Source organism: Streptomyces cellostaticus (assembly GCF_001513965.1).
GTDB lineage: Bacteria > Actinomycetota > Actinomycetes > Streptomycetales > Streptomycetaceae > Streptomyces > Streptomyces cellostaticus.
In genome coordinates, this window is sequence record NZ_KQ948019.1 from 212,356 (window position 1) to 238,297 (window position 25,942).

The 25,942-nt window shown below is 71.0% G+C and carries 25 protein-coding genes, 7 tRNA genes and 1 pseudogene; 23 read left to right on the forward strand and 10 right to left on the reverse strand.

The features are described from left to right. Positions 1-650: TrmH family RNA methyltransferase (locus tag AQI88_RS12485; RefSeq protein ID WP_066996680.1), on the forward strand; the 650-nt coding region annotated here is incomplete at its 5' end. A 13-nt stretch (positions 651-663) separates the two neighbouring features. Here the strand turns inward: AQI88_RS12485 and AQI88_RS12490 are convergent. Then, entirely contained in the window at positions 664-2,055 is a 1,392-nt protein-coding gene (locus AQI88_RS12490) for a serine/threonine-protein kinase (RefSeq protein WP_066996683.1), read from the reverse strand. Between the two features lie 1,002 nt (positions 2,056-3,057). Between AQI88_RS12490 and AQI88_RS12495 the strand changes: the two genes are divergently transcribed. The 3 genes from AQI88_RS12495 to AQI88_RS12505 all read left to right on the forward strand — a co-directional run bounded on the left by AQI88_RS12495 (position 3,058) and on the right by AQI88_RS12505 (position 5,101). Next, positions 3,058-3,765 carry a hypothetical protein gene (locus tag AQI88_RS12495; protein ID WP_066997177.1) on the forward strand — a complete coding sequence of 236 codons (708 nt, stop codon included), beginning with the start codon at positions 3,058-3,060 and terminating at the stop codon, positions 3,763-3,765. Continuing rightward, positions 3,762-4,715 carry a phosphotransferase family protein gene (locus tag AQI88_RS12500; RefSeq protein ID WP_066996686.1) on the forward strand — a complete coding sequence of 318 codons (954 nt, stop codon included), beginning with the start codon at positions 3,762-3,764 and terminating at the stop codon, positions 4,713-4,715. Before AQI88_RS12495 ends, AQI88_RS12500 begins: the two co-directional genes overlap by 4 nt. An 80-nt stretch (positions 4,716-4,795) precedes the next feature. After that, complete coding sequence (locus AQI88_RS12505; protein ID WP_079057532.1) at positions 4,796-5,101, forward strand: TFIIB-type zinc ribbon-containing protein; 306 nt, start codon at positions 4,796-4,798, stop codon at positions 5,099-5,101. Between the two features lie 52 nt (positions 5,102-5,153). Here AQI88_RS12505 and AQI88_RS12510 read toward each other — a convergent pair. The 5 genes from AQI88_RS12510 to AQI88_RS12530 form a co-directional block, all read right to left on the reverse strand. After that, positions 5,154-5,225, reverse strand: a tRNA-Val gene (locus AQI88_RS12510). A 34-nt stretch (positions 5,226-5,259) separates the two neighbouring features. Continuing rightward, a tRNA-Val gene (locus tag AQI88_RS12515) sits at positions 5,260-5,331 on the reverse strand. A gap of 26 nt (positions 5,332-5,357) precedes the next feature. After that, positions 5,358-5,429, reverse strand: a tRNA-Val gene (locus AQI88_RS12520). A 1-nt stretch (position 5,430) separates the two neighbouring features. Beyond that, positions 5,431-5,504, reverse strand: a tRNA-Cys gene (locus AQI88_RS12525). Positions 5,505-5,542: 38 nt separating this feature from the next. Continuing rightward, positions 5,543-5,615: transfer RNA gene (locus tag AQI88_RS12530), tRNA-Gly, on the reverse strand. 178 nt (positions 5,616-5,793) lie between these two features. Here AQI88_RS12530 and AQI88_RS12535 point away from each other — a divergent pair. Genes AQI88_RS12535 through AQI88_RS12545 form a run of 3 tightly spaced genes read left to right on the forward strand, consistent with a single transcriptional unit; the run spans position 5,794 to position 8,556 of the window. Next, a complete protein-coding gene (locus AQI88_RS12535) occupies positions 5,794-6,858 on the forward strand; it encodes a chorismate-binding protein (protein ID WP_066996692.1) in 1,065 nt (354 codons plus the stop codon). After that, a complete protein-coding gene (locus AQI88_RS12540) occupies positions 6,855-7,676 on the forward strand; it encodes an aminotransferase class IV (protein WP_066996694.1) in 822 nt (273 codons plus the stop codon). The genes AQI88_RS12535 and AQI88_RS12540 overlap by 4 nt, the downstream gene beginning before the upstream one ends. Positions 7,677-7,731: 55 nt before the next feature. After that, entirely contained in the window at positions 7,732-8,556 is an 825-nt protein-coding gene (locus tag AQI88_RS12545; RefSeq protein WP_066996697.1) for a GNAT family N-acetyltransferase, read from the forward strand. 5 nt (positions 8,557-8,561) lie between these two features. On the opposite strand, the gene AQI88_RS12550 is transcribed toward AQI88_RS12545, so the two are convergent. After that, complete coding sequence (locus AQI88_RS12550; RefSeq protein ID WP_066996701.1) at positions 8,562-9,080, reverse strand: DsbA family protein; 519 nt, start codon at positions 9,078-9,080, stop codon at positions 8,562-8,564. A 257-nt stretch (positions 9,081-9,337) separates the two neighbouring features. Here AQI88_RS12550 and AQI88_RS12555 point away from each other — a divergent pair, with 257 nt between their 5' ends. After that, a complete protein-coding gene (locus AQI88_RS12555; protein ID WP_066996703.1) occupies positions 9,338-9,781 on the forward strand; it encodes a hypothetical protein in 444 nt (147 codons plus the stop codon). A 121-nt stretch (positions 9,782-9,902) separates the two neighbouring features. Further along, complete coding sequence (locus AQI88_RS46585; protein ID WP_165289388.1) at positions 9,903-10,055, forward strand: hypothetical protein; 153 nt, start codon at positions 9,903-9,905, stop codon at positions 10,053-10,055. Positions 10,056-10,122: 67 nt separating this feature from the next. Here AQI88_RS46585 and AQI88_RS12560 read toward each other — a convergent pair whose 3' ends face one another. Then, a complete protein-coding gene (locus tag AQI88_RS12560; RefSeq protein ID WP_066996705.1) occupies positions 10,123-10,683 on the reverse strand; it encodes a CGNR zinc finger domain-containing protein in 561 nt (186 codons plus the stop codon). A gap of 297 nt (positions 10,684-10,980) precedes the next feature. Next, positions 10,981-11,394: an SsgA family sporulation/cell division regulator gene (locus AQI88_RS12565; protein WP_004002642.1), complete on the reverse strand. Its 414-nt coding sequence runs from the start codon at positions 11,392-11,394 to the stop codon at positions 10,981-10,983. Positions 11,395-11,585: 191 nt separating this feature from the next. Here AQI88_RS12565 and AQI88_RS12570 point away from each other — a divergent pair, with 191 nt between their 5' ends. From AQI88_RS12570 to AQI88_RS12615, 11 genes and pseudogenes are all read left to right on the forward strand, one after another. Further along, a complete protein-coding gene (locus AQI88_RS12570; RefSeq protein ID WP_066996708.1) occupies positions 11,586-12,038 on the forward strand; it encodes a TIGR02611 family protein in 453 nt (150 codons plus the stop codon). Positions 12,039-12,122: 84 nt separating this feature from the next. Continuing rightward, positions 12,123-12,194: transfer RNA gene (locus AQI88_RS12575), tRNA-Val, on the forward strand. Between the two features lie 273 nt (positions 12,195-12,467). Next, a pseudogene (locus AQI88_RS47605) lies at positions 12,468-12,984 on the forward strand (alpha/beta fold hydrolase); the annotation flags it as partial. 12 nt (positions 12,985-12,996) lie between these two features. Further along, complete coding sequence (locus tag AQI88_RS48780; protein ID WP_159050334.1) at positions 12,997-13,329, forward strand: hypothetical protein; 333 nt, start codon at positions 12,997-12,999, stop codon at positions 13,327-13,329. 473 nt (positions 13,330-13,802) lie between these two features. Continuing rightward, complete coding sequence (locus AQI88_RS12585; protein WP_066996714.1) at positions 13,803-15,089, forward strand: ABC transporter substrate-binding protein; 1,287 nt, start codon at positions 13,803-13,805, stop codon at positions 15,087-15,089. 11 nt (positions 15,090-15,100) lie between these two features. Beyond that, positions 15,101-16,060, forward strand: coding sequence for a carbohydrate ABC transporter permease (locus tag AQI88_RS12590; protein ID WP_066997180.1), 960 nt, complete (start codon positions 15,101-15,103; stop codon positions 16,058-16,060). Further along, positions 16,057-16,935, forward strand: coding sequence for a carbohydrate ABC transporter permease (locus AQI88_RS12595; protein ID WP_066996718.1), 879 nt, complete (start codon positions 16,057-16,059; stop codon positions 16,933-16,935). Before AQI88_RS12590 ends, AQI88_RS12595 begins: the two co-directional genes overlap by 4 nt. 10 nt (positions 16,936-16,945) lie before the next feature. Then, entirely contained in the window at positions 16,946-17,536 is a 591-nt protein-coding gene (locus tag AQI88_RS12600; protein WP_066996720.1) for a hypothetical protein, read from the forward strand. Positions 17,537-17,610: 74 nt separating this feature from the next. Further along, complete coding sequence (locus AQI88_RS12605) at positions 17,611-20,349, forward strand: exo-rhamnogalacturonan lyase family protein (RefSeq protein ID WP_066996723.1); 2,739 nt, start codon at positions 17,611-17,613, stop codon at positions 20,347-20,349. A gap of 123 nt (positions 20,350-20,472) precedes the next feature. Further along, positions 20,473-20,919, forward strand: a complete 447-nt coding sequence (locus AQI88_RS12610; RefSeq protein ID WP_066996726.1) for an SRPBCC family protein — start codon at positions 20,473-20,475, stop codon at positions 20,917-20,919. Positions 20,920-20,958: 39 nt separating this feature from the next. Next, positions 20,959-21,030 (forward strand) — tRNA-Val (locus tag AQI88_RS12615). Positions 21,031-21,084: 54 nt separating this feature from the next. Here AQI88_RS12615 and AQI88_RS12620 read toward each other — a convergent pair. After that, on the reverse strand, positions 21,085-21,810 hold the full coding sequence (locus AQI88_RS12620; RefSeq protein ID WP_066996729.1) for a 3'-5' exonuclease: 726 nt from the start codon (positions 21,808-21,810) through the stop codon (positions 21,085-21,087). 168 nt (positions 21,811-21,978) lie between these two features. Here AQI88_RS12620 and AQI88_RS12625 point away from each other — a divergent pair, with 168 nt between their 5' ends. The 3 genes from AQI88_RS12625 (at position 21,979) to thrS (ending at position 25,850) form a co-directional block, all read left to right on the forward strand. Next, on the forward strand, positions 21,979-22,545 hold the full coding sequence (locus AQI88_RS12625; protein ID WP_066996732.1) for a DUF4365 domain-containing protein: 567 nt from the start codon (positions 21,979-21,981) through the stop codon (positions 22,543-22,545). Continuing rightward, positions 22,542-23,774, forward strand: a complete 1,233-nt coding sequence (locus AQI88_RS12630; RefSeq protein ID WP_066996735.1) for a hypothetical protein — start codon at positions 22,542-22,544, stop codon at positions 23,772-23,774. The genes AQI88_RS12625 and AQI88_RS12630 overlap by 4 nt, the downstream gene beginning before the upstream one ends. 99 nt (positions 23,775-23,873) lie before the next feature. After that, the gene (thrS, locus tag AQI88_RS12635) at positions 23,874-25,850 is read left to right on the forward strand and encodes a threonine--tRNA ligase (RefSeq protein WP_066996738.1); all 1,977 of its coding nucleotides are present in this window, start codon (positions 23,874-23,876) and stop codon (positions 25,848-25,850) included. The last annotated feature ends 92 nt before the right edge of the window (positions 25,851-25,942 follow it).

Sequence of the window (25,942 nt, forward strand, 5' to 3'; positions counted from 1 at the left end):
CCATGCTGCTCTCGGCCAAGTGGATCGACGTCATGCGCGACGTCATCGACGAACTCCCGGCCCCCGTGTACGCCGTCAGCCCGGAACTCGCCGAGCAGGTCACCGGCTACCACGTGCACCGCGGCGCCCTCGCCTCCATGCAGCGCAAGCCACTGCCGACGGCGGCGGAACTGCTCCGCTCCGCCCGCCGGGTGGTGGTCATGGAGTCGGTCAACGACCACACCAACATCGGCGCGATCTTCCGTTCGGCGGCCGCCCTCGGCATGGACGCGGTGCTGCTGTCGCCCGACTGCGCCGACCCGCTGTACCGGCGGAGCGTCAAGGTCTCCATGGGTGCGGTCTTCTCCGTGCCGTACGCCCGTCTGGAGAGCTGGCCCAAGGGCCTGGAGTCGGTCCGCGAGGCCGGGTTCACGCTGCTTGCGCTCACCCCGGACGAGAAGGCCAGGAGCCTCGACGAGGCCGCTCCGCACCGGATGGACCGGGTGGCGCTGATGCTCGGCGCCGAGGGCGACGGCCTGTCCACCCAGGCCCTGGTCGCCGCCGACGAATGGGTCCGCATCCCGATGTCCCACGGCGTCGACTCGCTGAACGTGGGCGCGGCGGCCGCGGTGGCGTTCTACGCCGTGGCCTCGGGACGGCCGCAGTCCTGAGCCGGACCGGGGATCACTTCCCGGAGCCGGACGAGCGCAAGGCCGAGTCATACCGCTGTGTCGTCGGCTTCCCGTCGTCCAGCGGTGTGAAGCCCGGCTGTACGTGCTCGTGCCGCCCGCTGTCGTCGCCCAGCCCGCGCGCCGGACCCTGGCAGCCCTGGGCCACCGCGATGCCGAGCGCGACCAGCAGCGTCACCACCACGAACACGAACAGCCGCTGACGCAGCAGCCGGGGATTGGCCGGCCGCCGCTTGGTCCTGGTCGCATGTGGCCCCGGGCGCCCGGGGCCACCCCGCGCAGCGGGGCGGTTCCCGCTGCCGGAGCGCGGGCCGCCGTCGCGGGGGGCCGGGGTCGGGCGGGCCGTGCCCGGTCGGGGGACGACGCCCCCGGCGCGCGGGGCGGCGGCGCCCCGCGAGGGCGCACCGCTCCGGGCGGGCGCGCCCCCGCGCGGCACGGGGGTGCCGGGGGAGGTCCGCCGCTGGGTGCGCTGCTGCTCGGGGTAGGTGTCCACCAGCCGGCCGGTGGGCCGGTCCGCCTCCGGGGCGCGCGGCGCGGGCGGCCGTACGTCGGCCAGGCCCTGTGCCTCGCGGGCGGCGATCTCCTTGAGCCGCAGCGACAGTTGGAGGGTGCTGGGGCGGTCCTCGGGGTCCTTGGCCAGGCAGGCCCGCACGAGCGGGGCGAGGGCGTCCGGCACGCCGTACAGCTGCGGCTCCTCGTGCACCACCCGGTACAGCATCACCTCGGAACTGCCCTGGCCGAAGGGCGAGTCACCGGTCGAGGCGTAGGCCAGGGTCGCGCCGAGGGAGAAGACGTCCGTCGCCGGGGTGACGGCCGCGCCGCGCACCTGCTCCGGGGCGAGGAAGCCGGGGGAGCCGACCGCCGTGCCGACGTGGGTGAGCGTGGAGGCGCCGGTGGCCCAGGCGATGCCGAAGTCGATGATCCGCGGCCCTTTCGGGGACAGCAGGATGTTGGACGGCTTCAGGTCCCGGTGCACGACACCGGCCTCGTGCACGGCGACGAGTCCCTCGGACAGGGCCGCGCCGACCGCCGCCGCCTCGGCCGCCCCCAGCGGGCCCTCGTCGGCGACCTTGTCGTGCAGGGAGGGGCCAGGCACGTACTGCGTGGCGAACCAGGGCCGCTCGGCCTCCAGGTCCGCCGCCACCAGCCGGGCCGTGCACCCGCCCCTGATGCGCCGGGCCGCCGAGACCTCACGGGCGAACCGCGACCGGAACTCCTGGTCCTCCGCCAGATCGGGCCGGATCACCTTCAGCGCGACTCGCTGCCCCTTCTTGTCGGAGCCGAGGTAGACCACGCCCATCCCGCCCGCGCCGAGCCGTCGGTGAAGCCTGAACGAGCCGACGACACGCGGGTCCTCGCGCCTCAGGCGCATCATCGCCATGTTCATCCCCGCTGCCCGGTCCCTGTGACGTGGCACAGCTTACGTTTCCACAGCCGCCTGCGCGCAGAGGCCGCGCCCTCTCGGGCGGATGGATTGTGCAGGCCGGGCGCACGAGGTGAAACGGGGTCAGGAAGCCGATGTCTGCGGTGCCCTTGAGGCTCGCGTGACTCCAACGCACCACAAGGGCAGGGGGGTTGGACTCGAGGTGGGTGACCGTGCGCGGGGACCCGGCCCCGCCCGGAGGGCACCGCGGACGGCTCGGCGCACGGCGAGCAGAGCCGGCCGCCGGGCGGCTGCGGAACGGCACCCGGGCCCGGCCGAAGTGAGCGAAGTCACTCGCCGCGCCCCGCCGGGTGCTCGGGACACGGCGCGAACAACTGTCCGACATGAAGGACACACCGGGCGCCCCCTCCGGGAAGACCCCGAGACCCAGGACCGCGTCTCCACCCAGGGGAGTACTCCGCAGGTCATGGACTCATCCTCCGGGAGGCCCGCGATTCGGTACGAGGGCATGACGCCCGCCATGCGCCGCGCGCCTAGATTTGAGGTCAAGCGGCGGGTGCAGCACTCGTCCCCCGAGGTCAGACACCCGCCGCTGCCAAAGACAAGCGAACGGTCAGGAGAGGGACCATGGCCCACACGGCACCGCGGCGCACAGCGTTCCGCCCCCGCCGTACAGGCCGTCGCCACCCCTTGGTGGCGACGCTCATGGCTCTTCCCCTGGCGGCCCTGCTCCTCCTCGTCTTCGACGGCTGGGAGACAGTGGCCACACAGGCGTCGTCCGTGGGTGCGATGCTGGGGCGCTGAGCGGCGACCCCAGGCCCGGAAGAGCGGTCCGGGCGGGGACATCCATCCATGAAACCCCGTGGGGACGGGGGTGCGACGGACGGCACAAATGCCGGCGCAGCTGGGGAGCTGCGCCGGCATTGCGCCGTTTCCGGGGCGTTGTCGGTGGCGGGTGCGATGCTGGCGTCGACCGACCGGCTCGTACTGATCAGGGGGAATCCGATGACTGGCCCACGCACCGGATCCGACCCGGCCTCACCCGGCTTGGAGGCTTCCTGGTGCGCCACCGGCCTCGGTGACCACCGGCACTGCCACCACACCTACGCGTGCTACCCGTACGCGAGCCTGCCGCCGCTCGACCCCGACCGATACACGGGCCGCTTCGACTGGCTCGGCCCGGCCGGCGAACCCGTGGCCGAGCAGGTCACACGGCTCACCGCCCTGGCGGCGGAGCTCGCTGCCGGGGGCCTGACCCTGCCGCAGGACTTCGTCACCTTCCGGACCGGCTCCCGTCGGCACACGGCACGGGACACCGTCTCCGTGACCGGCTGCTGGCCGGACCTCTCCGATCCGCTGCCCAGCCCGGCCGAGCCGGGAGCCGCCCTCGTGCGCTTCCTGCGCGACCAGCAGGACTGTGTGCTCTGGTACCTGTACCTGCGGCCCACCGGCGAGGCGTCCGTCGTGCAGTCCTGCCTGGACCACGAGTACGAGGCACAGCGCGACGGGCGGAGAACGGAGAGCGATCCGGAAGAATCGGAGGAGCAGCGGGCCGCGATCTTCTGGTGCGCACCCTCCTTCGAGGAGTTCGCCCATCGCTTCTGGATCGAGAACCGTGTGTGGCGCGCGACCAGGGGCGAAGACCTCCCCGGGCTGGAGCCGCAGCTGCGCGACCACCTGCGCCACTACGCCCCGCCGGAGGTCTCCGTATGAGTGCGCCGCCCGAGGTCCTCACCGCCCTCACCGCAAGGGCCAGAGCCACCGCCCACCCCGGCGCGGGCCCGGCCTCGTGCTCCTGCGGCAGTATGCCCCTCGCGGACCGCCCCGACGCCACCGTCGTCCGGCACGCCGACACCGTCGCGAAGGCCCACGCCCCGGGCACCGACCCCGCGGGGCTGGCCCGCCGCCTGGCCATGGCGGCCCGTCTCCCGGACGTGCTTCTGCCGCCGCTCACCGTCACCCCGGCCGCACTGCACGACCGCCTCGTGACCTTCTGGCCGTACGGCGCCCCCGTGGACCCGGACGATCCGGACGCGGCCCCCTGGGAAGCCGCCGCCACGCTACTCGCCCGGCTGCACCGAACGGCCCCTTCCGGCCCCCTGCCCCCGATGCGCGGCCCCGCCAAGGCCGCCCACGCCCTCACCCGGCTGCGTACGGCCCTGGGCACCACGCCCCATCCGGCCGCAGGCCCGGTCCTCCAGGCCTGGCACGCCCTGCCCGCCTGGGCCCGCGCCGAGGCTCCGATGCCCGGCACCCCGGCCCTCTGCCACGGCGACCTGCACCTCGGCCAGCTCGTCCGCCACCCGGCGCCGGACGGCCCCTGGCGGCTGATCGACGTGGACGACCTCGGCATGGGCGTCCCCGCCTGGGACCTGGCCCGCCCCGCCGCCTGGTACGCCTGCGGGCTCCTCCCGCCCGAGGAGTGGACCCGCTTCCTGACCGCCTACCGCCGGGCCGGCGGCCCCGCCGTACCGCTCGACGGCGATGCGTGGCCCGCCCTGGACGTCCCGGCCCGTGCGCTCACCGTGCAGACCGCGGCCCGCGCGCTCACCAAGGCGCTCGCCGGGGACCGCCCGCTGGACGAGGTGGAGCAGGCCCTGGTGGACGCCTGTGCCCGAATGACCCCGGTACCCCACCAGTTGACGCACGGATTCCCGGGTTAGGGTGCAACCGACCTGGGCCGGATGGAGTCTGTCCTGGGGAACCACGAAGCAGGACCAACCGGCGAGGAGTTGAGCCGACCATGCAGTGTCCGAAGTGCCATGCGCCGATGCACACCTACAACCGAAACGGCGTCCAGATCGAGCAGTGCAGCGGCTGTCGCGGCATCTTCCTCGACTACGGCGAGCTGGAGGCGCTGACCCAGCTGGAGGCCCAGTGGGTCAAGCCCGTCCCGCCGGCCCCGCCCGCCGCTCCGCAGGCGTACCCGGCCCCGCCCGCCCCTGCCTGGGGCGCGCCGCACGGCGGCGGCCACCACGGCGGTCATTATGGCGGTCACGGCGGCCACCACCGCCACAAGAGCTTCGGCCACATGCTGTTCTCCAGCTGAGACCACGAAGAAGCCCCCGGCCGTACGAGACGGCCGGGGGCTCCGGAACGCGTGGACGATACTGGGATTGAACCAGTGACCTCTTCCGTGTCAGGGAAGCGCTCTCCCGCTGAGCTAATCGTCCTCGGGACTGTGACCCGAAGGTCACAGGCTGTGCGTGCGCGATACTGGGATTGAACCAGTGACCTCTTCCGTGTCAGGGAAGCGCTCTCCCGCTGAGCTAATCGCGCGGGAAAGGATCTTCGAGGAGATCCAGTGGACGATACTGGGATTGAACCAGTGACCTCTTCCGTGTCAGGGAAGCGCTCTCCCGCTGAGCTAATCGTCCTTGGAGGTGGAGACGGGATTTGAACCCGTGTAGACGGCTTTGCAGGCCGTTGCCTCGCCTCTCGGCCACTCCACCAGGAGTGTAGGGGATCGGGAAGACCCCTTCTTCCTTCGAGCGGACGACGAGGCTCGAACTCGCGACCTCAACCTTGGCAAGGTTGCGCTCTACCAACTGAGCTACGTCCGCTTGTCGTTTCGGTCCGCTTCCGCGTCCCGGCGACGTGTTGAACTCTAGCGGATTCCCGGGCCAGCACAAAAACGCGTTTGCGCAGCGTGCTGCGTTGCACCCGATGGAGGACGTGGTCAGGGCCCCCGAGGCGACGTGCGCGGGTCACCTTTCGGACACCAGCCCTAGACTCGAGCACGTGCTCCACCTCCCGTCTCGGCTCCCTCCCCTGGCCCGCTTCGGCGACCGTGTCGCCACCGGCCTCCTCGACGTCACCAGCGATCCCGCCGCCCTGGACTCCGCCGGCTTCTGGGCCGTGTGCGCGGACTTCGAGGGCAGGCTGACCTGCGCCCGCTTCGCGGACGTACGGGAGGAGGGGGTGCCCGCCCCGGTACCGGGCGGCTGGCACGGCCCGGCGGCCGGGGAGTGGACCACCTCCCTGGACCGCGCTGCCTACACGGCGGCCGTCGGCCGGATACGCGAGCACATCGCGGCCGGCGAGGTCTACCAGGCCAACCTCTGCCGGGTGCTCAGCGCGCCCGTCGCCCCCGACGCCGACGTGGACGCGCTGACCGCGCTGCTCGCCCGCGGCAACCCGGCGCCCTACGCGGGCACGATCCGCCTGCCGGGGCACGGCGTGGAGATCGCCACCGCCTCGCCCGAACTGTTCCTGCGCCGGGACGGCCGGACCGTCGAGTCCGGCCCCATCAAGGGCACCGGCCGCACCGAGGCGGACCTCCTGGAGAAGGACTACGCCGAGAACGTGATGATCGTGGACCTGGTCCGCAACGACATCGGGCGCGTCTGTGCCACCGGCAGCGTGAGCGTCCCCGACCTGTGCGCCGTCGAGAAGCACCCCGGCCTGGTCCACCTGGTGTCCACGGTCCGCGGCGCACTGCGCGACGGAGCCGGCTGGCCGGACCTGCTCGCCGCCGCCTTCCCGCCCGGCTCGGTCACCGGCGCTCCCAAGTCGAGCGCCCTCAGGATCATCGAAGCCCTGGAGACCACGCCGCGTGGCCCGTACTGCGGCGCCATCGGCTGGGTCGACGCCGACCGGGGCGTGGGCGAGCTGGCCGTGGGCATCCGCACCTTCTGGATCGACCGGTCCTCCCAGGGTGCGGCCACGCTGCGCTTCGGCACCGGCGCCGGCATCACCTGGGGATCCGATCCCGAGGGGGAGTGGCGGGAGACCGAGCTGAAGGCGTCCCGGCTGCTCGCGGTAGCGTCGGGGACGTACGACGTGAGTGGAGGGGCACTGTCATGAGGATCTGGCTCGACGGCGGACTGCAGGACATCGAGTCCGCCCGCGTCTCCGTCTTCGACCACGGCCTGACCGTGGGCGACGGCATCTTCGAGACCGTGAAGGCGGTGCACGGGAATCCGTTCGCCCTCACCCGCCATCTCGACCGGCTGACCCGCTCCGCGCGCGGCCTCGGCCTGCCCGAACCCGACCACGACGAGATCCGCCGGGCCTGTGCGGCCGTCCTGGAGGCCAACCCGATGCCGCTGGGCCGGCTGCGCATCACCTACACCGGTGGCCACGGCCCCCTCGGCTCCGACCGCGGCGAGCACGGCCCGACCCTGGTGGTCGCGCTCGGCGAGACCGCACGCCGCCCCGACACCACCGCCGTGATCACCGTGCCCTGGACCCGTAACGAGCGCGGCGCGCTCACCGGCCTGAAGACCACCTCGTACGCCGAGAACGTCGTCGCCCTCGCCCGCGCCCACCAACACGGCGCCTCCGAGGCGCTGTTCGGCAACACGGTCGGACAGCTCTGCGAGGGCACCGGGTCGAACGTCTTCGTCGTCCTGGACGGCGAGATCCACACCCCGCCGCTCGCCTCCGGCTGCCTCCCCGGCATCACCCGCGCCCTGGCCGTCGAGTGGACCGGCGCCAAGGAGACCGACCTGCCGCTGGACGCGCTGGAGCGGGCCGAGGAGATCTTCCTCACCTCCACCCTGCGGGACGTCCAGGCCGTGCACCGGGTCGACGACCGGGAACTGCCCGCCACCCCCGGCCCGGCGACCGCGAAGGCGATGCAGATCTTCGACGAGCGGTCCGGCGAGGACCTGGACCCCTGACAGACGTCGGGAAATTCGGCTGACCCGGGCCTCGGGAGCGGGTAGAACACCCGTGATGACGACGACCCTGCGGCCGGCCGAGCCGCTCCAGCAGCTCCCCGACGGAACCCGTTCCCGCCGCTACCAGGTGTGCGTGAACAGCCGTCCCGTGGGCTCGATACACCTCGGCACCTCGCCCGGCTTCGGCGACACGGTGGCCCGGATCCTGGACCTGCGCATCGAAGAGCCGGACCGCCGCCGCGGCCGTGGCACGGTGGCCGTGCTCGCCGCCGAGGAGGTCGCGCGCGGCTGGGGATGCCGGCAGATCGAGACGGGCGTCCCCGCCGGCGCCGGGGCCGCACTGCGGCTCTTCGAGGCGCTCGGTTACCTCCGGCGCAACCGCGGCATGGAGAAGCGGCTGGGCGAGGTCCCGCCCGAACTGCCCGCCGGCAGCCTGGCACATCTCATGAGCGAGGCCGAGTTCGAGGCGTGGCTCGCCTACGAGTCGGAGGTCTACGCACGCGTCTGGATCGAGCAGGGCATGCCCGAGGCCGAGGCGTACACCAGGTCGCGCCGCGACCACGAGACGCTGCTGCCGCGCGGGCTCGCCACCGAGAACATGCTGTTCAGCGTGCTGGAGCACGAGAACGAGCGGGTGGGCACCCTGTGGCTGGCCCTGCAGGACGACCAGGCCTACGTCTTCGACGTCGAAGCCGACGCGGCCCACCGCGGCCGAGGGCACGGCCGTACGCTCATGCTGCTGGCCGAGAAGCAGGCGATTGCGGCCGGCCGCCGGGTCCTCGGTCTCAACGTCTTCGCCGGCAACACCCCGGCCGAGCGGCTGTACGAGTCACTGGGGTACGCGCCGGTGCGGTACGGCCTGTACAAGCAACTGGTCTGAGGCCGTCAGCGCCCGGCCAGCAGCCGGTCCGCGATCTCCTCGATGCGCTCGCGCAGCCCCTCCTGGCTCTTGCCGCCGTCGAGGCGCTCGCCGCCGATGACGTAGGTCGGGGTGCCGGTCACGCCGATCGCCTTGCCCTCGGCCTGGTCCGCGTCGACGATCAGGATGTGCCGGCCGTCGATCAGCGCGGTGTCGAACTCCTCGGCGTCCAGCCCGAGTTCGCGAGCGATCTCGACCAGGAAGGGTTCCCCCTTACGGTCCAGTTCCTCGACCCGCCCCAGGACCGCCTCCACGTACGGCCAGCCCTTGCCCTGCTCCAGGGCCTCCTCGGCGGCCTGGGCGGCGGCGAAGGCGTGCTTGTGCTTCTCCAGCGGGAAGTGCCGCAGCCGCACGTCCAGCCGGTCGCCGTAGCGGTCGCGCAGGGCACCGACGTCCCCCAGGGCGCTGCGGCAGTCGGGGCACTGGAGTTCGCACCACACGTCGAGGACGAGGGCTTCGGCGCGTGCGGGGGAGGAGTCGCTCATGGGCCCAGTCTTCCAGGCCGGGCGCGGGCGACCCAATCGGGACGGTACGGCCCCGTACTGCTTCGCACGGCCATGGCGCCTGGTGGGGGCGGGTCCGGGGGACCAGCACCTCAGGAGGAGGCGACCCGGAGATCTCCCTGATGTCGGCCCGGGGCGTGGCATCGCGAGGACTGGGAGGGGCAGGATGGAAGGGACGAAGCGCACTCTGCCCGTGCGCTGCGTTCTGTTCGCCCGCCCGAGCCCGCCTGGAGGACCGGATGATTGCCGAGACCGTCTGCTCCGCCGTGTCCGCGGCGGGCCTGGGCATCGCGGTGGTCACGGCCTACCGCAAGCGTTTCCTCGCGGCCGCGCGTATCGCGGCGTACTCGCTCGTGCCGGTCGGCCTGGTGATGACAGGGATCGTCGGCTGGCTCGCCGACACCGCGCTCAGTCCCACGGCCTGGGCGGGCTTCGGGGTGCTGGGCGCGGCCTGGCTGCTGTTCGCGGGCACGCGCGCCATCGAGCGCCGGCGCGGCGGCACGCGCGCCGAGCGCAAGGCGGCCCGCAGCGGCCAGGGCGGAGCGGCGGTGGCCCCGACCGCCTCGGCGCCCTCGCTGGGTGCCGGCTCGACCCCTGCCGCACGGCCTGCCGCCGCCCCGCGCGCCGGCTCCGGCGAGGACTTCAGCGACATCGAGGCCATCCTCAAGAAGCACGGCATATGACCTGAAACCGTTCACAACCGGAAGCAAGTCGAACGGGCCGGTAGGGAAATCGGTGAACTACCGCACTCGGCGGGTGTGTTGATCGCCAACGGGGCACCCCCTGGGTCATCATCACCGCGAGATGCTGGACACGAGACAGAGCGAGGCCGCGCCGCCGAAGGACGAGCCGCGCGGATGCCTCTTCGCCCTTTCCCAGCCACCGCTGATGATCTTCCTTGCGGTGATCGGGTGTCTGCTCCTCATGGCTGCGCTGCACGATCTGCTGTTGCTGTGAGCCGTACACGCCTGTCCCGGCGCCACCCGCCGGGGCCGGCGTCGCCCCCGGGGCATGCGCCCGCCGATCAGCCCGCCGCCTCCTTGCGCCGCGCCCGGTAGGCGGCCACATGCAGCCGGTTCCCGCAGGTGCGGCTGTCGCAGTAGCGGCGCGAGCGGTTGCGGGAAAGATCCACGAAGGCACGCCGGCAGTCCGGCGCCTCGCAGCGCCGCAGCCGCTCCTGCTCCCCGGCCACCACGAAGAAGGCGAGCGCCATCCCGCAGTCGGCGGCGAGGTGGTCGGCCACGGAGGCACCGGGGGCGAAGTAGTGCACATGCCAGTCGTAGCCGTCATGGTCCGTGAGACGCGGTGTGGTGCCTGCCGCGGCGACCAGCTCGTTGATCAGCCCCGCTGCCGACCGGGCGTCCGGGGCCGCGAAGATCCCCGCGAACCGGCCGCGGACCTTGCGCACCGCCGACAGATCGAACTCCGACAGCACCCCGACATCGCTGATTTCGTGGTTTCGCACGAAATCGGCGAGAGCCGCGACATCCGGCAGCCCGTCCGCCGCCGCGTTGTCCTCCGGTGCGGTGTTCACCAGATCCACCACGGTGTCGAGGGCGCACCGGGTGTCGTGGGTGATCAGCACGTTTCGCTCCCTGGCCTGGGGGTCGGGCGGGCGCCCGCCGATGCTGGCCGATGGTAGCGACAACCGCGCCCGCCGCACCGGGTTCCCGCCCCACCGAGGATCGCCGGTAGAACGCCCCCGTGTCCACGGAGGTTCCCCGAGGGTTCCCGAGAACCCCACACGCGGGTGGACATGCACAGGCCGACGCCGCCCCGTGAACACTCACGGTGACGGCGCCGGTCTGTGCCGTATGCGGTTGTCTTGGCCCGAGCCGTCTCCCCGAGTGGACGGCGCCGGGCGGCTTCGAGGGGCCGCGACCTAGCTCTCCGCCAGGATGTGCGAGAGCTCCTGATCCAGGTCGAAGTGCCGGTGTTCCGTGCCGGGCGGCACGGCGGCGTCGGTTCGCTTCAGGAAGGACTCCAGGGCCCGCGCCGGGGCCTCGAGCAGGGCCTCTCCCTCCGGGGAGCTGAGGGCGATGCACACGACGCCCTGGCCATGACTGCGGGATGGCCAGACGCGGACGTCGCCGGTTCCGGTGGGCCGGTGAAGCCCCTCGGCGAGGAGGTCGCGGGCGAACACCCACTCGACGGTCTCCTCGGCTCCGGTGTGGAAGGTGGCGTGCACGGCGTAGGGGTCGGCCGTGTCGTACCGCAGGCCTGCGGGGACAGGCAGGGAGGACTCGCTCGACACAACGAGGCGCAGGTGCAGCTCGCAGCTGACCGTGGTGTTCATAAGCGCCAGGGCCTTTCGCTCAGTGTGCGCTCGGGGATTCGCACGTCGGCGAAATCGACATGCCACCTACGGTGCCGTTGTAAACCCCTCTGAGGGTTTTGCGTGTGTTTACGTAACTCTTCCGGCCGAGAACTTGTCGGAGATCTACGACCATTCCGGTGACCGGATTCACTCGGGTAGGGTTTGGCTGTATGAATACGGGGAGTGACGATCTGGGCGAGGTCGCCGCGTCGGCGGACAAGGCGAAGGCGGACGCGGAGCAGTCCGAGCAGGGGCTCGGTTCCCGCGCGCCGGAATTCATCAAGGCCCGCCGGGCCCTGCACCTGAGCTGGCAGGTCGGCGTCTTCGTGGTCGGCCTCGCAGTCGTCGCCGCGGGCATCGTCATGCTCCCTCTGCCCGGCCCGGGCTGGGTGGTGATCTTCGCGGGCATGGCGATCTGGGCGACCGAGTTCGTCTGGGCCCAGCTCGTGCTGCGCTGGACGAAACGCAAGGTCACCGAGGCGGCTCAGCGGGCCCTCGATCCCAGGGTGCGCCGCCGGAACATCACCCTGACGGCGATCGGCCTGGTGATCGTGGGGGCGCTGGTCGGGATCTACCTGTGGAAGTTCGGCATCGTGATGCCGTGGAAGATCAAGGATCAGTGACGGACCCGCTGGGTACGGCTCCCCGGCGGCCCGGCCCCTGGTCGGAGGCACCCCCTGACATGGGGTAATGTTCTTCCTGCGCCCGGGCGATTAGCTCAGTGGGAGAGCGCTTCGTTCACACCGAAGAGGTCACTGGTTCGAACCCAGTATCGCCCACCCGGAACGACGGCCCATCTGCGAAGAGCAGATGGGCCGTCGTCGTTCGTGCTCCTGCGCGAACGCCCCTGCCCAGCTCGCCTTGGCTCCTTTGGCCCCCGAGCCTGGGCGCCGCCCCTCCCGCCCGGCACGCCCCACTCACCCCTCCGCTCGCCTGTTGCCGAACCGGCAACAAACCGCGCGGGGCCTCACCGTCCGCTGGATGATCGCCCCTGCGGACCGGGATGGCCGGAAGCGGCGGTCGCAGGACCCGGACCAACCCCGGCCGGCCGGATGCACCGGCTGGAGCAGGGCAGCGGGCCGCTGCTTCTGCTCGTGCACGGAGTCCCGGAGTCCTGATACGCCTGGCGCCACCAGATGCCGGTGCCGGCCGCCGCCGGTTACCGCGGGTGGCCGACGACGTCAGCGGCTACGGCCGCTCGACCCGGTGGCGGACAACGTCGCCGTGCTGGACCCCCCCGGGGAGCACTCCCGCGGTGATCGTCGGGCACGACCGGGGGTGCGGCCATCGCGGCCCCTTCGGCCCTGACCAGGCCCGATGTGTTCCGTGCGGTGGGGCTGCCGGGCGTGCCGTACACCCCGCCCCGGTGGCCCGAGGCCCGGTGAGGTCTTCGCGCGGATGGGCGGGCAGAAGGGGTTCCACGTTTCCTGCTTCCAGCGGCCCGGCCGGACCGACGCGGAGACCGAGCCCGATGTGTGCAGGCCGCGCGCAATCGCGCGCCTCGGGCCCCCAGGCGGCCCGTGCAGGCCTGCCCACAGGCTCCAGGTTTCCAGGTCGATCGGCCGCGGGCGGACCGTCCGCGTGGGCAGCGGCGTCCTGGGCGGCGGCGCGGCCTGCGCGCGTGACGCCCTGGCCCGCAGCCGCCGGGCGCAGCTGCCGGGCGCCTGCGCCCGGCTCGCAGGCTTCTGCATGGCCCTGTCCGCCGGCACCATGCCCGCATCCGGGGCCCCGAGCCCGCACTTCGTGAGCTGCTCCGAGCCCGCACCTCGTCAGCCGCGACGGGTCAGCGCGAGACCGTTTCCCCGCCAGCCGCCAGCCGCCAGCCGCCAGCCGCCAGCCGCCAGCCGCCAGCCGGACTGGCTGGGCGCGCACGACTTCGATGTCCTCGCCGGGGAGTTCAGCGCACCGGCCTGACCGGGGCACTGAACCGCCACCAGAACACGGACCGGGGCCGGGGCCGGGAGGACCTGGCCCGTTTCGAGGGCGCTTCCCCCACCCAGCCGTCGCTGTTCATCGGCGGGAGCCTCGATGCCTCCCTCGGGTGGCCTGGACCGGCGGGGCGGCCGATGCGATCGAGGCGTTTCTGGGCCACTCTGCCGGGCCTCGTCGGCGCGCACCTCCTCGACGGCAGTGGCCACTTCGTCCAGCAGACCGGATCCTGACCGACCGGCTCGCCTCGCTGTCCCTCCGGTCCCCCTCACCTGCGCAATCACCTTGCGCGCAGGCCCGCGTGCCCCTGCTGGTCGCCCAGCCGCGCCGGCGCCGCCGCGAAGAAAATCCTGTCCGCATCATTGACGCACCCCTGGCCCCTCCGTAACTTGTGCCAGCAAGCGCTTACTTGAAACGATTCACGGCGTGGCGGCGACGTTACGGGGAGGGGTCCGACTGTGGGAACCAGCAGGAATCCAGAGAGGCGTACGATCCTGAAGGCCGCCGGGGCCTCGGCGGCCGCGCTCGGGCTCGCCGCGACGACCGGGTGTGGCGGCGAAAGCGGTTCCGGGAACGGGGCGGTGACGATCCGTTACTCATGGTGGGGTGCCGAGGAACGGGCCAAGAAGATCAACCGGACGATCGCGCTCTTCGAGAAGAAGTATCCGAAGATCAAGGTCAAGACCGACTTCCAGACGTATCAATCGTTCTGGGAGAAGTTCCAGACCCAGGCCGCGGGCGGAAATCCCCCGGACGTTTTTCAGAATGCCGTCGCTTTCCTTCGGAAGTACGACAAGAGAAGAATTCTTCTCGATCTCAAGTCCCAGGTGCAGGCAGGCAATCTGAGCCTGGATCACTTCCGCGCGGACGTCACGAAGGTCGGCGAGGTCGACGGCAAGCAGCTCGGCATTCCCGTCGGTTCCAACACCATGGCACTCGTCGTGGACAAGAAGGTCTTCCAGAAGGCGGGTGTCGAGCCGCACGCGGGCTGGACGTGGGACGACTACTTCAAGGCCCTGAAGACCGTCCACGACAGGACGAAGGTCCCCGGCGACACCGGCTACTTCACCATCATGTACCTGTACGACCTCTACCTCCGCCAGAACGGCAAGGCCTTCTTCGCCAAGGACGGACTCGGCTTCGACCAGGCCGATCTGACGGAGTGGTGGACGGACGGCTACAACCGCGTCAAGGCCGGCATCGTCACCGACCCGAAGGTCGTCCAGCAGGACATGCCCAAGTCCTCGCTCTCCGCCGGGCACGGCGCCTCGGAGTTCACCTGGGACAACTTCACCGTCCGCTACTCGGCGGAGGGCGACAGCACCTACGGCCTGGCCCCGATCCCCACCACCGACGGCAAGCACACCGGCCAGTACCTCGCCTCCCTGATGCTCAGCGCCTCCGCGCGCACCTCGCACCCCAAGGAAGTCACCCAGTTCATCGACTTCATGGTCCACGACCCCGAGGTCGGCAAGATCATGGGCTACGACCGCGGCATCCTCGCGACCACCGAGCAGTACGCGGCGTACCAGCCGGCCGACGCGGTGAGCAAGGAGATCGCGCAGTACGAGGAGGACACCGCCAAGTCCGGCGTCCTCGGCACGATCACCCCGCACCCCTCCGGTGCCGACACCGTCGAGGCCGCCTTCCTGCGCCTCGGCGGCGACCTCGGACAGGGCAAGACCAAGGTCACGGACGCGGTGAAGCAGTTCTTCACCGAGGCCGAGGCCGCCTTCCAGGCCTGATGGGACGTGCCGTGACGCTCGTCAAGGACTCCGCGCCCGCCGCCCGCAAGGCACGACCGGCCGCCCGCGCCACCGAGGGGCGGCCGGGCCGCCGCCGGGAGAACCTCGCCGGCTACCTCTTCATGTCCCCGTGGATCGCGGGCTTCCTGCTGCTGACCGCGGGCCCGATGGTGGCCTCGCTGTACTTCGCGTTCACCGACTACAACCTCTTCACCACCCCGAAGTGGGTCGGGTTCGACAACTTCACCAAGATGTTCGACGACCCGCGCTGGCAGAAGTCGGTGGAGGTGACCGCCAAGTACGTGATCATCGGCACCCCGCTGAAACTGCTGCTCGCCCTCGGTGTCGCCCTCCTCCTGGCGCAGAGCCGCCGCGGCCAGGCCTTCTACCGGGCCGCCTTCTACGCCCCCTCGCTCATCGGCGCCAGCGTCTCGGTCGGTTTCGTCTGGCGGTCGCTCTTCTCCGACGGCGCCGTCGTGGACCGTACGCAGACCTTCCTCGGATTCCATGTCGGCGGCTGGGTCGGCAGCGCAGACTGGGTGCTGTACTGCCTGGTCGCGCTGACCGTCTGGCAGTTCGGCGCCCCCATGGTCATCTTCCTGGCCGGTCTCAAGCAGGTGCCGAAGGAGTTGTACGAGGCCGCCGAGATGGACGGCGCCGGACCGCTGCGGAGGTTCTGGAACATCACCCTGCCGATGATCTCCCCGGTGCTCTTCTTCAACGTGCTCCTGGAGACCATCCACTCGTTCCAGATCTTCGGCTCGGCGTACGTCGTCTCCAACACGTACTGCGGTCCGGCCGACGGCACGCTCGTCTACACCTGCTACCTGTACCAGCAGGGCTTCAAGAACTCCCAGATGGGCTTCGCCTCCGCCATGGCCTGGATGCTGCTGCTCGCCGTGGCCCTGGTGACGGCCGTCCTCTTCTGGTCCCAGAAGAAGTGGGTGCACTACGAGGAGGACGCCCGATGAGCGCGACCACCGGCAAGCCCCTGAGCGGGGGACCGGGCCGCAAGCGCACCGGATCCCTCGTCTGGCACCTCGGCGCCCTGCTGATCCTCGCCGTCATCCTCTACCCGGTCGTCTGGGTCGTCGGCGCCTCGTTCAAGCCCGGCAAGGACATCATCAACAGCCTCACGCTGTTCCCGTCCCACCCGATCCTGTCCAACTTCAAGGGCCTCGCCGACGGCATAGCGGACATCAGGATCTGGACGTTCTTCCAGAACTCCCTCTTCTACGCGCTCGGCGCCGTCGCCGGCGTCCTGATCTCCTGCTCACTGACCGCGTACGCCTTCGCCCGCATCAGGTTCGCGGGGCGCAACCTGCTGTTCTCCCTCATGATCGGCACGCTCCTGCTGCCGTACCACGTGCTGTTGATCCCGCAGTACGTGATGTTCCAGAAGCTGGGCTGGATCAACAGCTACGCCCCGCTGCTGGTCGGCAAGTACCTCGCCACCGAGGCCTTCTTCGTCTTCCTCATGGTGCAGTTCATGCGCAACCTGCCCCGCGAGCTGGACGAGGCCGCCCGGCTCGACGGCTGCGGGCACCTGCGCATCTACTGGTCGATCGTGCTGCCGCTGTGCCGGCCCGCGCTGATCACCAGCGCGATCTTCACCTTCATCAACGCCTGGAACGACTTCATGGGCCCGCTGATCTACCTCAACGAGCCCGGCAAGTACACCGTCTCCCTCGGCCTGATGATGTTCCGCGACTCCGACGGCGTGGCCGCCAACTACGGCGGCATGATCGCCATGTCGCTGGTCGCGCTGCTGCCGGTCCTGCTGTTCTTCCTCGCCTTCCAGCGGTACCTGATCGACGGCATGGCGACCTCCGGACTGAAGGGCTGAGGGAAGCACCATGGCGCAAGCGCGTGTGAAGCCACGCAGGGAGTCACTGTTCGCCGAGCGGTTCGGGGTCTTCGCCGAGTGTCTGCTCACCGGTGTGTGGATCGCGGTGGCCTCCCTCGGAGTCGTCACCTGGCCGGCCGCCTTCGCGGCCGGCGCCCGGCATCTGCGCCGCCGCACCGCCCACGAGGGGGGCGGCCGACGGGAGTTCGCCGCCGACTTCCGGGCCGCCCTGCGCGGTGGCTGGATGGTCGGCGTCGGTGGGTGGGCCGCGGTGGCGCTGGTCCGGGTGGACGTCCAGGCCGTACGTGCCGGGCTGCCCGGCGGGCCGCTCGTCGGTGCCCTGGGACTGTTCGTGCTGCTCGGCCTCGCCGTGGCGGGGCTGCGTGCGGCGGCCGTGTGGACACCGGGGAGCCGCTGGCGCGTCCTGCTCGCGGACGCGGGCCGGCGTACGGTCCTGGACCCCGCCGGATCCTTCCTGCTCGTCGGCGGAGCGGTCCTCACCTGCTGTTCCGCCCTGCTCATCGCGCCGCTGGCGGTTCCGGTGCTCGGGGCCGTCGCGGCGGCGGCCGTCGCCGTGGAGGAGCGGTACCGGCACCGCTGAACGGCGGTGCCCTGGGTGCCGCACCTCTGTCTGTCATGCCCCTGATCATCAGCGCTTGCATGGAAGGAACGGTCATGTCCCCCATTCCCCGCAGGTCCCTCCTGAAAGCGGCCGCCGTCGCCGGAGCCGCCGCCCAGTTCAGCTGGGCCCTAGGGGCGAAGGATGCCGAGGCCGTGCCGAGTGCCGCGGCCGACGGCGCCGACCCGGTGACCCTGGACTGGCTGGAGGACGGCGGCCTCGGCGCGGCACCCGGCTCCACGGTCGGTGTGCCCTGGCCGATGGGTGCCCACCACGAGGACCGGACCTTCGCGCTCACGGACGCCGACGGCAAGGACGTCCCCATGCAGACCTGGCCCCTCGCCTACTGGCCCGACGGCTCCCTCAAATGGACGGCGCACGCGGTCGGTTCGGGCACCGGCAAGCTCACGCTCACGGTCGGCACACCCAAGGCGCCCGACAAGAAGGTGACCGTCGACCGGAGCGGCGGCACCATCGACGTCTCCACCGGTGTCATCACCGCGAAGATCGGCAAGAGCGGCTCGACCCTCCTCAAGTCGGTCACCCGGGGGTCCACCGAGATCGCCCGCAACGGGCGGCTCGTGCTCATCCGGCAGCCCGAGGTCGAGGACGAGGACCAGGGCACGGTCAGGACCGAGCGTTTCGACGGCGCGATCGACAACGTCACCGTCGAACAGGACGGCCCGGTCCGCGCGGTGGTCCGCATCGACGGCAAGCACCGCAAGGGCGACCGCAGTTGGCTGCCGTTCTCGATCCGGCTGTACTTCTACGCCGGTGCCGACTCCTTCCGCATGGTGCACACCATCACCTACGACGGCACGCTGGAACCGGGCAGGGCGAGCGGCGACTTCATCCGCGGGCTCGGCGTCCGCTTCACCGTCCCGATGCGGGACGCGGCCTACGACCGGCACATCCGCATCGGCGGCGAGGGCACCGGCCTGCTGCGGGAGGCCGTACAGGGCATCACCGGACTGCGCCGCGACCCCGGCGCCGCCGTCCAGGCCGCCCAGTACGCGGGCCAGAAGCTGCCCGACCCGTCCACCTGGGACCAGCGGGTCACCACCCGGCTGCAGTACATCCCGCACTGGGGCGACTACACCCTCTCCCAGCTCTCCGCCGACGGCTTCACCCTGCGCAAGCGCACCAAGAAGGGGTACGGCTGGATCGCCGCCGGCGGTGGTAGGCGGGCCTCCGGATTCGGGTACGTCGGCGGCGCGAGCGGCGGCCTCTCCTTCGGGCTGCGCGACTTCTGGGAGAAGTTCCCCGCCCAGCTGGACATCCGCGACGCCCACACCGACGAGGCCACCGTCACCCTCTGGCTCTGGTCGCCCGAGGCCCAGCCCATGGACCTGCGCTTCTACCACGACGGCATGGGCCAGGACACCTACGCGAAGCAACTCGAAGGCCTCAACATCACCTACGAGGACCACGAGCCGAAGTTCGGCACCCCGTACGGCATCGCCCGCACCTGCGAACTCCTCTTCTGGGCCAACGAGTCCACACCGACGGCCGAGACCCTCGCCGACCAGGTGCGTGCCGTACGCACGCTGCCGCAGCTCTCCGCCCCGCCCGGGCAGCTCATCAAGGCCAAGGTCTTCGGCCCCGGCCTGTTCTCCGAGCCCGACCGTTCCACCGCCGCCAAGGCGAAGATCGAGGACCACCTCGACTTCCTCTTCACCTACTACCGGGATCAGGTGGAGATGCGCCGTTGGTACGGCTTCTGGGACTACGGCGACATCATGCACACCTATGACTCGGCCCGGCACGTGTGGCGGTACGACATCGGCGGCTACGCCTGGGACAACTCAGAGCTGTCGCCCGACCTGTGGCTCTGGTACGCGTATCTGAGAAGCGGTCGCTCCGACATCTTCCGCTTCGCCGAGGCGATGACCCGGCACACCGGCGAGGTCGACGTCTATCACCTCGGACAGTGGGCGGGCCTCGGCACCCGGCACGGCGTCCAGCACTTCGGCGACAGCGCCAAGCAGCAGCGCATCGCCAACACCACCTACCGGCGCTTCTACTACTTCCTCACCGCCGACGAACGCGTCGGTGACCTCATGCGCGCCAACGTCGACTCCGACGAGACCTTCCTCGTCCTCGACCCGCAGCGCAAGGTCCGCACCGACCCCTACACCCCCGACCCGCACGCCCTCTCCATCGGCTTCGGCACCGACTGGAGCGGCCTCGTCTCGGCCTGGCTGACCGAGTGGGAGCGCAAGGGGCCCCAGTGGGAGAAGGCCAAGGCGCGGGTCCTGTCCACCATGAAGACCATCGCCGCCCAGCCCAACGGCTTCGTCCAGGGCAGCGGACTGTACGACATCGACACCGGCAAGTTCGCCGTCGCCGACAAGCCGGTCGTCTCCGTGTCCCACCTGTCGGCCGTCTTCGGCCTCAACGAGCTGTGCGCCGAGCTGATCCACCTGGTCGACCTGCCGAAGTTCAAGGAGGCCTACCTCGACTACTGCCGCTACTTCAACGCCACCAAGGCTGAACAGGCGGCCCGCTACGGCAGCAACTTCGGCACCCTGCTGCTCTTCCAGGGCCACTCGCGCCTGGACGCCTACGCCGCCGTACAGACCGGCGACGCGACACTCGCCAAGCGCGCATGGACCAAGTTCTACAGCTCCGACGGCTACACCGAGTCCTCGCCGTGGAAGACCGAGAAGCTGACCGGACCGGCCACGCTTGTCGAAGGGAGCGAGGCGAGCTGGGTGTCCAGCAACGACACCGCGCTCTACGGCCTCGCGGCCATCGAGAACCTGGCCCTGCTCGGCGACAGGATGCCCAGCTGACAGCGGTGGGGGAGCGCCGTCGCACGGGCGGCGGCGCTCACCCTCCCGAGTGTGGTCCGCGTCACGGCGCGGCACATGAGTACGCGTACTCAGATCCCCGCCCCGCCCGGGCAGACTCTCCGCATGGACTGGTCCCACTACCGCTTCTGCAGCCTGTGGTCCCTGCCCGCCCCGCCGGCCACCGTGTACGCCGTGCTGGAGCGGCCCGAGGACTATCCCCGCTGGTGGCCGCAGGTACGGGCGGTGACCCGGCTCGACGACACCACCGGTGTCCTCACCATCCGCTCCGTCCTGCCGTACGAGTTGAGCTTCACCGCCCGCCAGACGCGCCGCGATCCGGCCGCCGGCGTCCTGGAGGTCGCCATGTCCGGTGACATCACCGGCTGGGCCCGCTGGACGGTCACGCCCGACGGCCCGGGGACCCTCGCCCGCTACGACCAGGTCGTGGACGTCGACAAGCCCCTGCTGAGGCGGCTGGCCGTACCGGGAAGACTCCTCTTCCGCACCAACCACCGGCTGATGATGGCCGCCGGGCGGCGCGGACTGCTGCGGTACCTCGAAGCGGTTTGAACGAACACCGTAGGGACCTGTATTGTTCAGTGCGTTCCCGGGCGATTAGCTCAGTGGGAGAGCGCTTCGTTCACACCGAAGAGGTCACTGGTTCGAACCCAGTATCGCCCACCGGGAAAGGCCGGTCCGCAGCAGCGGACCGGCCTTCTTCATGCCGCTGAGGATTCATGCCGCCGCCGGCAGCTCCGGCCGCAGTGGCCAGTCCGTGCTCACCGTCTCCTCCGAGCCGCTGCGCGCGAACCACGCCTGAAGGCCGCGCGCCTGCGCCGCGTGCCAGGTGGCCTGGAGCGTGTGCAGCTCGGCGGGGGACAGGCGCTCCAGACGGGTGGCGAAACGGCGGCCCAGGGCCCGTACGACGTCCAGCGCGGCCAGCGCGTCCGCCGCCGCGTCGTGCGCACCTTCCAGTACGACGTCGTAGTGCGCGCACAGGTCGGTCAGCGTGCGCCGGCCCTTGCGGTAGCGGTCCAGGTGTTTGTCCAGCACCCGGGGGTCCAGCACCAGCAGCGGCACCGACTCGAACCAGCGGTCGAGCGAGGAGGCGCGATGCCGGCGCAACTCCCGGTCCAGGAGTGTCAGATCGAACGGGGCGTTCATCACCACCAGCGGGCGCCCCATCGCCGCGTGCTCCGCCAGCTGGTCGGCTATCTCGTACATCACCGGCGCCGGCCAGCGGCCGTTGTGCTGAAGATGTTCGTCCGTCAGTCCGTGCACGGCCGTCGCCGCCTCCGGCACCGGCACACCCGGGTTCACCAGCCACCGGGTGATCCGGGGCCGGGTGCCCGGCGCGTCCTGGACGACGACGGCGGCCGACACGATCCGGTCGGTCTCGACGTCCACGCCCGTCGTCTCCGTGTCGAAGGCCGCTAGTGGCCCCTCGTACCAGGTCGTCATCTGAACCCAACTCCTCGTTCACCCACCGCAGATGACGTTCCGTCTTCTGCCCGTTTGGTGATACCCGGGCTGTTTGCGGCGTACGCCGGGAGGAGACAACAGGAGTACGGGTCTTTGCAGTTCAGCGGCCCGGTACGGGGAAACTCTTGGCTTGGAAGGCTGTTGGTCATGGCCATAGCGCAGCCCGAGCGGGGCGGGCTGCTGCCCGAACGCAGGGACCCTCTTCGCGGCACGCTCGCCACCACCGCCTGCATGGAGACACTGCAGGTCGGCTATCTGCACGCGGTCGCCGCCGCAGCGGGCTGCTCGCTGTCCCAGCCCTTCCCGGACAACGGCATCGACTGGCACGTCAGCCACAGCGCGCCCGGACACACCGTCGACGACGAGGTCACCATCAAGGTGCAGCTGAAGTGCACCTACCAGGTCCCGCCGAACCCCCCGGGCCGCTTCTTCTCCTTCACGCTCGACAACGACCACCTGCGCAAACTCGCCCGCACACCCGTCTCGGTGCACAAGATCCTGGTCGTCATGCTCGTCCCGCGCTCCCAGGACGACTGGCTGCGCGCCAGCCACGACCGGCTCGACCTGAGGCACTGCTGCTACTGGGTCAACCTGGCCGGTCATCCGGTCACCGGCCGGCACCGGACCACCGTGCGGATGCCGACCTCGCGCATCTTCGACGACCGGGCGCTGTGCGAGATCATGACGCGGGTCGGGACGGGAGGCAGGCCATGAGAATCCGTCCGTACGACGGGCCGGTCCGGCAGGTCCGGCAGCACCCCGACGACCTCGCCTGGAACCGGCCCCCCGACCCCGCCGAGGTCGACCCCGCCGTGCTCGGCGCCCTGCTGGGCCGGCACGGCTGGCAGCGGCGCGGGGGAGCGGCCGGGCGCTACGGCCGCTGGACCCCGCCGGGACCGGGCAGCGGCGGGACCAGCCTGCTGGTGCCCGAGAGCCGGGCCTTCCCCGACAGCGACGACCTGCTCGGCGAGGCCCTCGACGCCCTCGCCCGCAGTGACACGCCCTCCGCGCGCGAGGTGCTGATCTCCCTCGCCGTGCCCAGTGACGAGATCCGCTGGTGGCGGGACACCCCGAGCGGGCCGGTGGGCGCCGCGCCCTGGACCGTCGACGAGCAACTGCGCACCGCTGCCCGGCAGATGCTCCTCGCGGCCGCGCTCGCCACGCGCGCGCGGGCGGGCTATTACGGCGCCCGGCACCGGCGGCCCGCCGCCGCCCTGCTGGAGGACGTCCTCGTCGGCCCGGCCGCCGAGGGCCGTCGGCTGACCGCCTTCGCGCCCGTGCCCACCGGCCGGCCGCTCGCCGTCCGCCTCCACCAGGCCCTGTACGCGGCCCGCGAGGCCATCGACTACGAACGCGCCACCGGCGGTATGGACGCCTTCGACGGCGCGGTCGAGGCCGGCGTCAGCCGTGAGCTGACCGAGGCGCTGATCACGCTCGTCCGGGGTACCGAGGGCGCGCGCGTCGCCGTCGCATGGGCGCCCGGGGCCGGTGTCCCCGAGGGCTGCGCCGCCTCGGCCGAACCCGTCGAGTTCTCGCCCGGTGACCTGCCCGCACTGCGTGCGGCCGGCGCCCGCTATCTGCAGGAGGAACCCTCCGTGCCGGTCCGGATCACCGGCGCCGTGGTCCGCCTGCGCCGGTCCGGTCCGCGCGGCGAGGGCACCGTACGGCTGCGGGTGCTCGCGGGCGCCGAGGTCCCGCACGTCCGCGTCACCCTGGACGAGGAGGACTACCGCATCGCCGGCCACGCCCACCTCGTCGGCCTCCCGGTACGGGTGCACGGCCGGCTGGAGCGCCGGGGCGGCTTCCGCAGGCTCACCGGCGCCTCCGGGGTCGTACCGGTACAGGTGGACGATGCCGAGCGGGACCAGCTGATGAAGTCCCTCCAGGAGAACCTCGATTTCTTCGAGGAGGCATGCGGGGAGGCGTACGGGGCCGAGGACTGAGGGTGACCGTTTCGCGGTCGGCGCCATCGGGTCGGTACGATCCCTTGTGCGCGCGCTCCTGGTATGGCGCCGCACCCCACCTTCAGTCAGGAGAGACCGGTGTCAGACGTCCGTGTGATCATCCAACGCGATTCCGAGCGGGAAGAACGCGTGGTGACGACGGGCACTACGGCCGCCGAGCTCTTCGCCGGCGAGCGCTCGATCATCGCCGCGCGTGTCGGGGGCGAGCTGAAGGACCTCGCCTACGAGGTCCGGGACGGCGAGACCGTCGAGGGCGTCGAGATCTCCTCCGAGGACGGCCTGAACATCCTGCGCCACTCCACCGCGCACGTCATGGCGCAGGCCGTGCAGGAGCTGTTCCCCGAGGCCAAGCTGGGCATCGGCCCGCCGGTCAAGGACGGTTTCTACTACGACTTCGACGTCGAGAAGCCGTTCACGCCCGAGGACCTCAAGGCCGTCGAGAAGAAGATGCAGGAGATCCAGAAGCGGGGGCAGAAGTTCTCCCGCCGGGTCGTCACCGACGAGGCCGCCCGTGAGGAGCTCGCCTCCGAGCCGTACAAGCTGGAGCTGATCGGCCTCAAGGGCTCGGCGTCGCACGACGACGGCGCGGACGTCGAGGTCGGTGCCGGCGAGCTGACGATCTACGACAACCTGGACGCCAAGTCCGGCGAACTGTGCTGGAAGGACCTCTGCCGCGGTCCCCACCTGCCCTCGACCCGCCTGATCCCCGCGTTCAAGCTGATGCGCAACGCGGCCGCCTACTGGCGCGGCAGCGAGAAGAACCCGATGCTCCAGCGCATCTACGGCACCGCCTGGCCGTCCAAGGACGAGCTGAAGGCGTACCTCGACTTCCTCGCCGAGGCCGAGAAGCGCGACCACCGCAAGCTGGGCAACGAACTGGACCTCTTCTCGATCCCCGAGCAGATCGGCTCCGGCCTCGCCGTCTTCCACCCCAAGGGCGGCATCGTCCGCCGCGTGATGGAGGACTACTCGCGCCGCCGGCACGAGGAAGAGGGCTACGAGTTCGTCTACACCCCGCACGCGACCAAGGGGAAGCTCTTCGAGACCTCGGGCCACCTGGACTGGTACGCCGAGGGCATGTACCCGCCCATGCAGCTCGACGAGGGCGTGGACTACTACCTCAAGCCCATGAACTGCCCGATGCACAACCTGATCTTCGACGCGCGCGGCCGCTCCTACCGTGAACTGCCGCTGCGCCTCTTCGAGTTCGGGACCGTGTACCGGTACGAGAAGTCGGGCGTCGTGCACGGCCTGACCCGCGCCCGCGGCTTCACCCAGGACGACGCGCACATCTACTGCACCCGTGAGCAGATGTCCGAGGAGCTGGACAAGACGCTCACCTTCGTCCTCGGCCTGCTGCGCGACTACGGCCTGACCGACTTCTACCTGGAGCTGTCCACCAAGGACCCGGAGAAGTTCGTCGGCTCGGACGAGGTCTGGGAAGAGGCCACGGAGACCCTCCGTGAGGTCGCCGAGAAGCAGGGCCTGCCCCTGGTCCCGGACCCGGGCGGCGCCGCCTTCTACGGCCCTAAGATCTCCGTCCAGGCCAAGGACGCGATCGGCCGCACCTGGCAGATGTCGACCATCCAGCTCGACTTCAACCTGCCCGAGCGCTTCGACCTGGAGTACACCGGCCCGGACGGCGCGAAGCAGCGCCCGGTGATGATCCACCGCGCCCTGTTCGGCTCGATCGAGCGCTTCTTCGCGGTGCTCCTGGAGCACTACGCGGGCGCCTTCCCGGCGTGGCTCGCCCCCGTCCAGGCGATCGGCATCCCGATCGGCGACGGGCACGTCGAGTACCTGGAGAAGTTCGCCGCGGCGGCCCGGAAGCAGGGCCTGCGCGTCGAGGTGGACTCCTCCTCGGACCGCATGCAGAAGAAGATCCGCAACGCCCAGAAGCAGAAGGTGCCCTTCATGGTCATCGCGGGCGACGAGGACATGTCGGGCGGTTCGGTGTCCTTCCGCTACCGCGACGGCTCCCAGGAGAACGGCATCCCGTTCGACGAGGCCATCGCGAAGATCGCCAAGGTCGTGGAGGACCGGACGCAGGTCTGACGTCTCGGACGTCCCGGCTCAGGGCCCCCGGCGGATCTCATCCGCCGGGGGCCCCTGCCGTCGTCTCCTTCGCCCCTGCGACACGCCGCGAA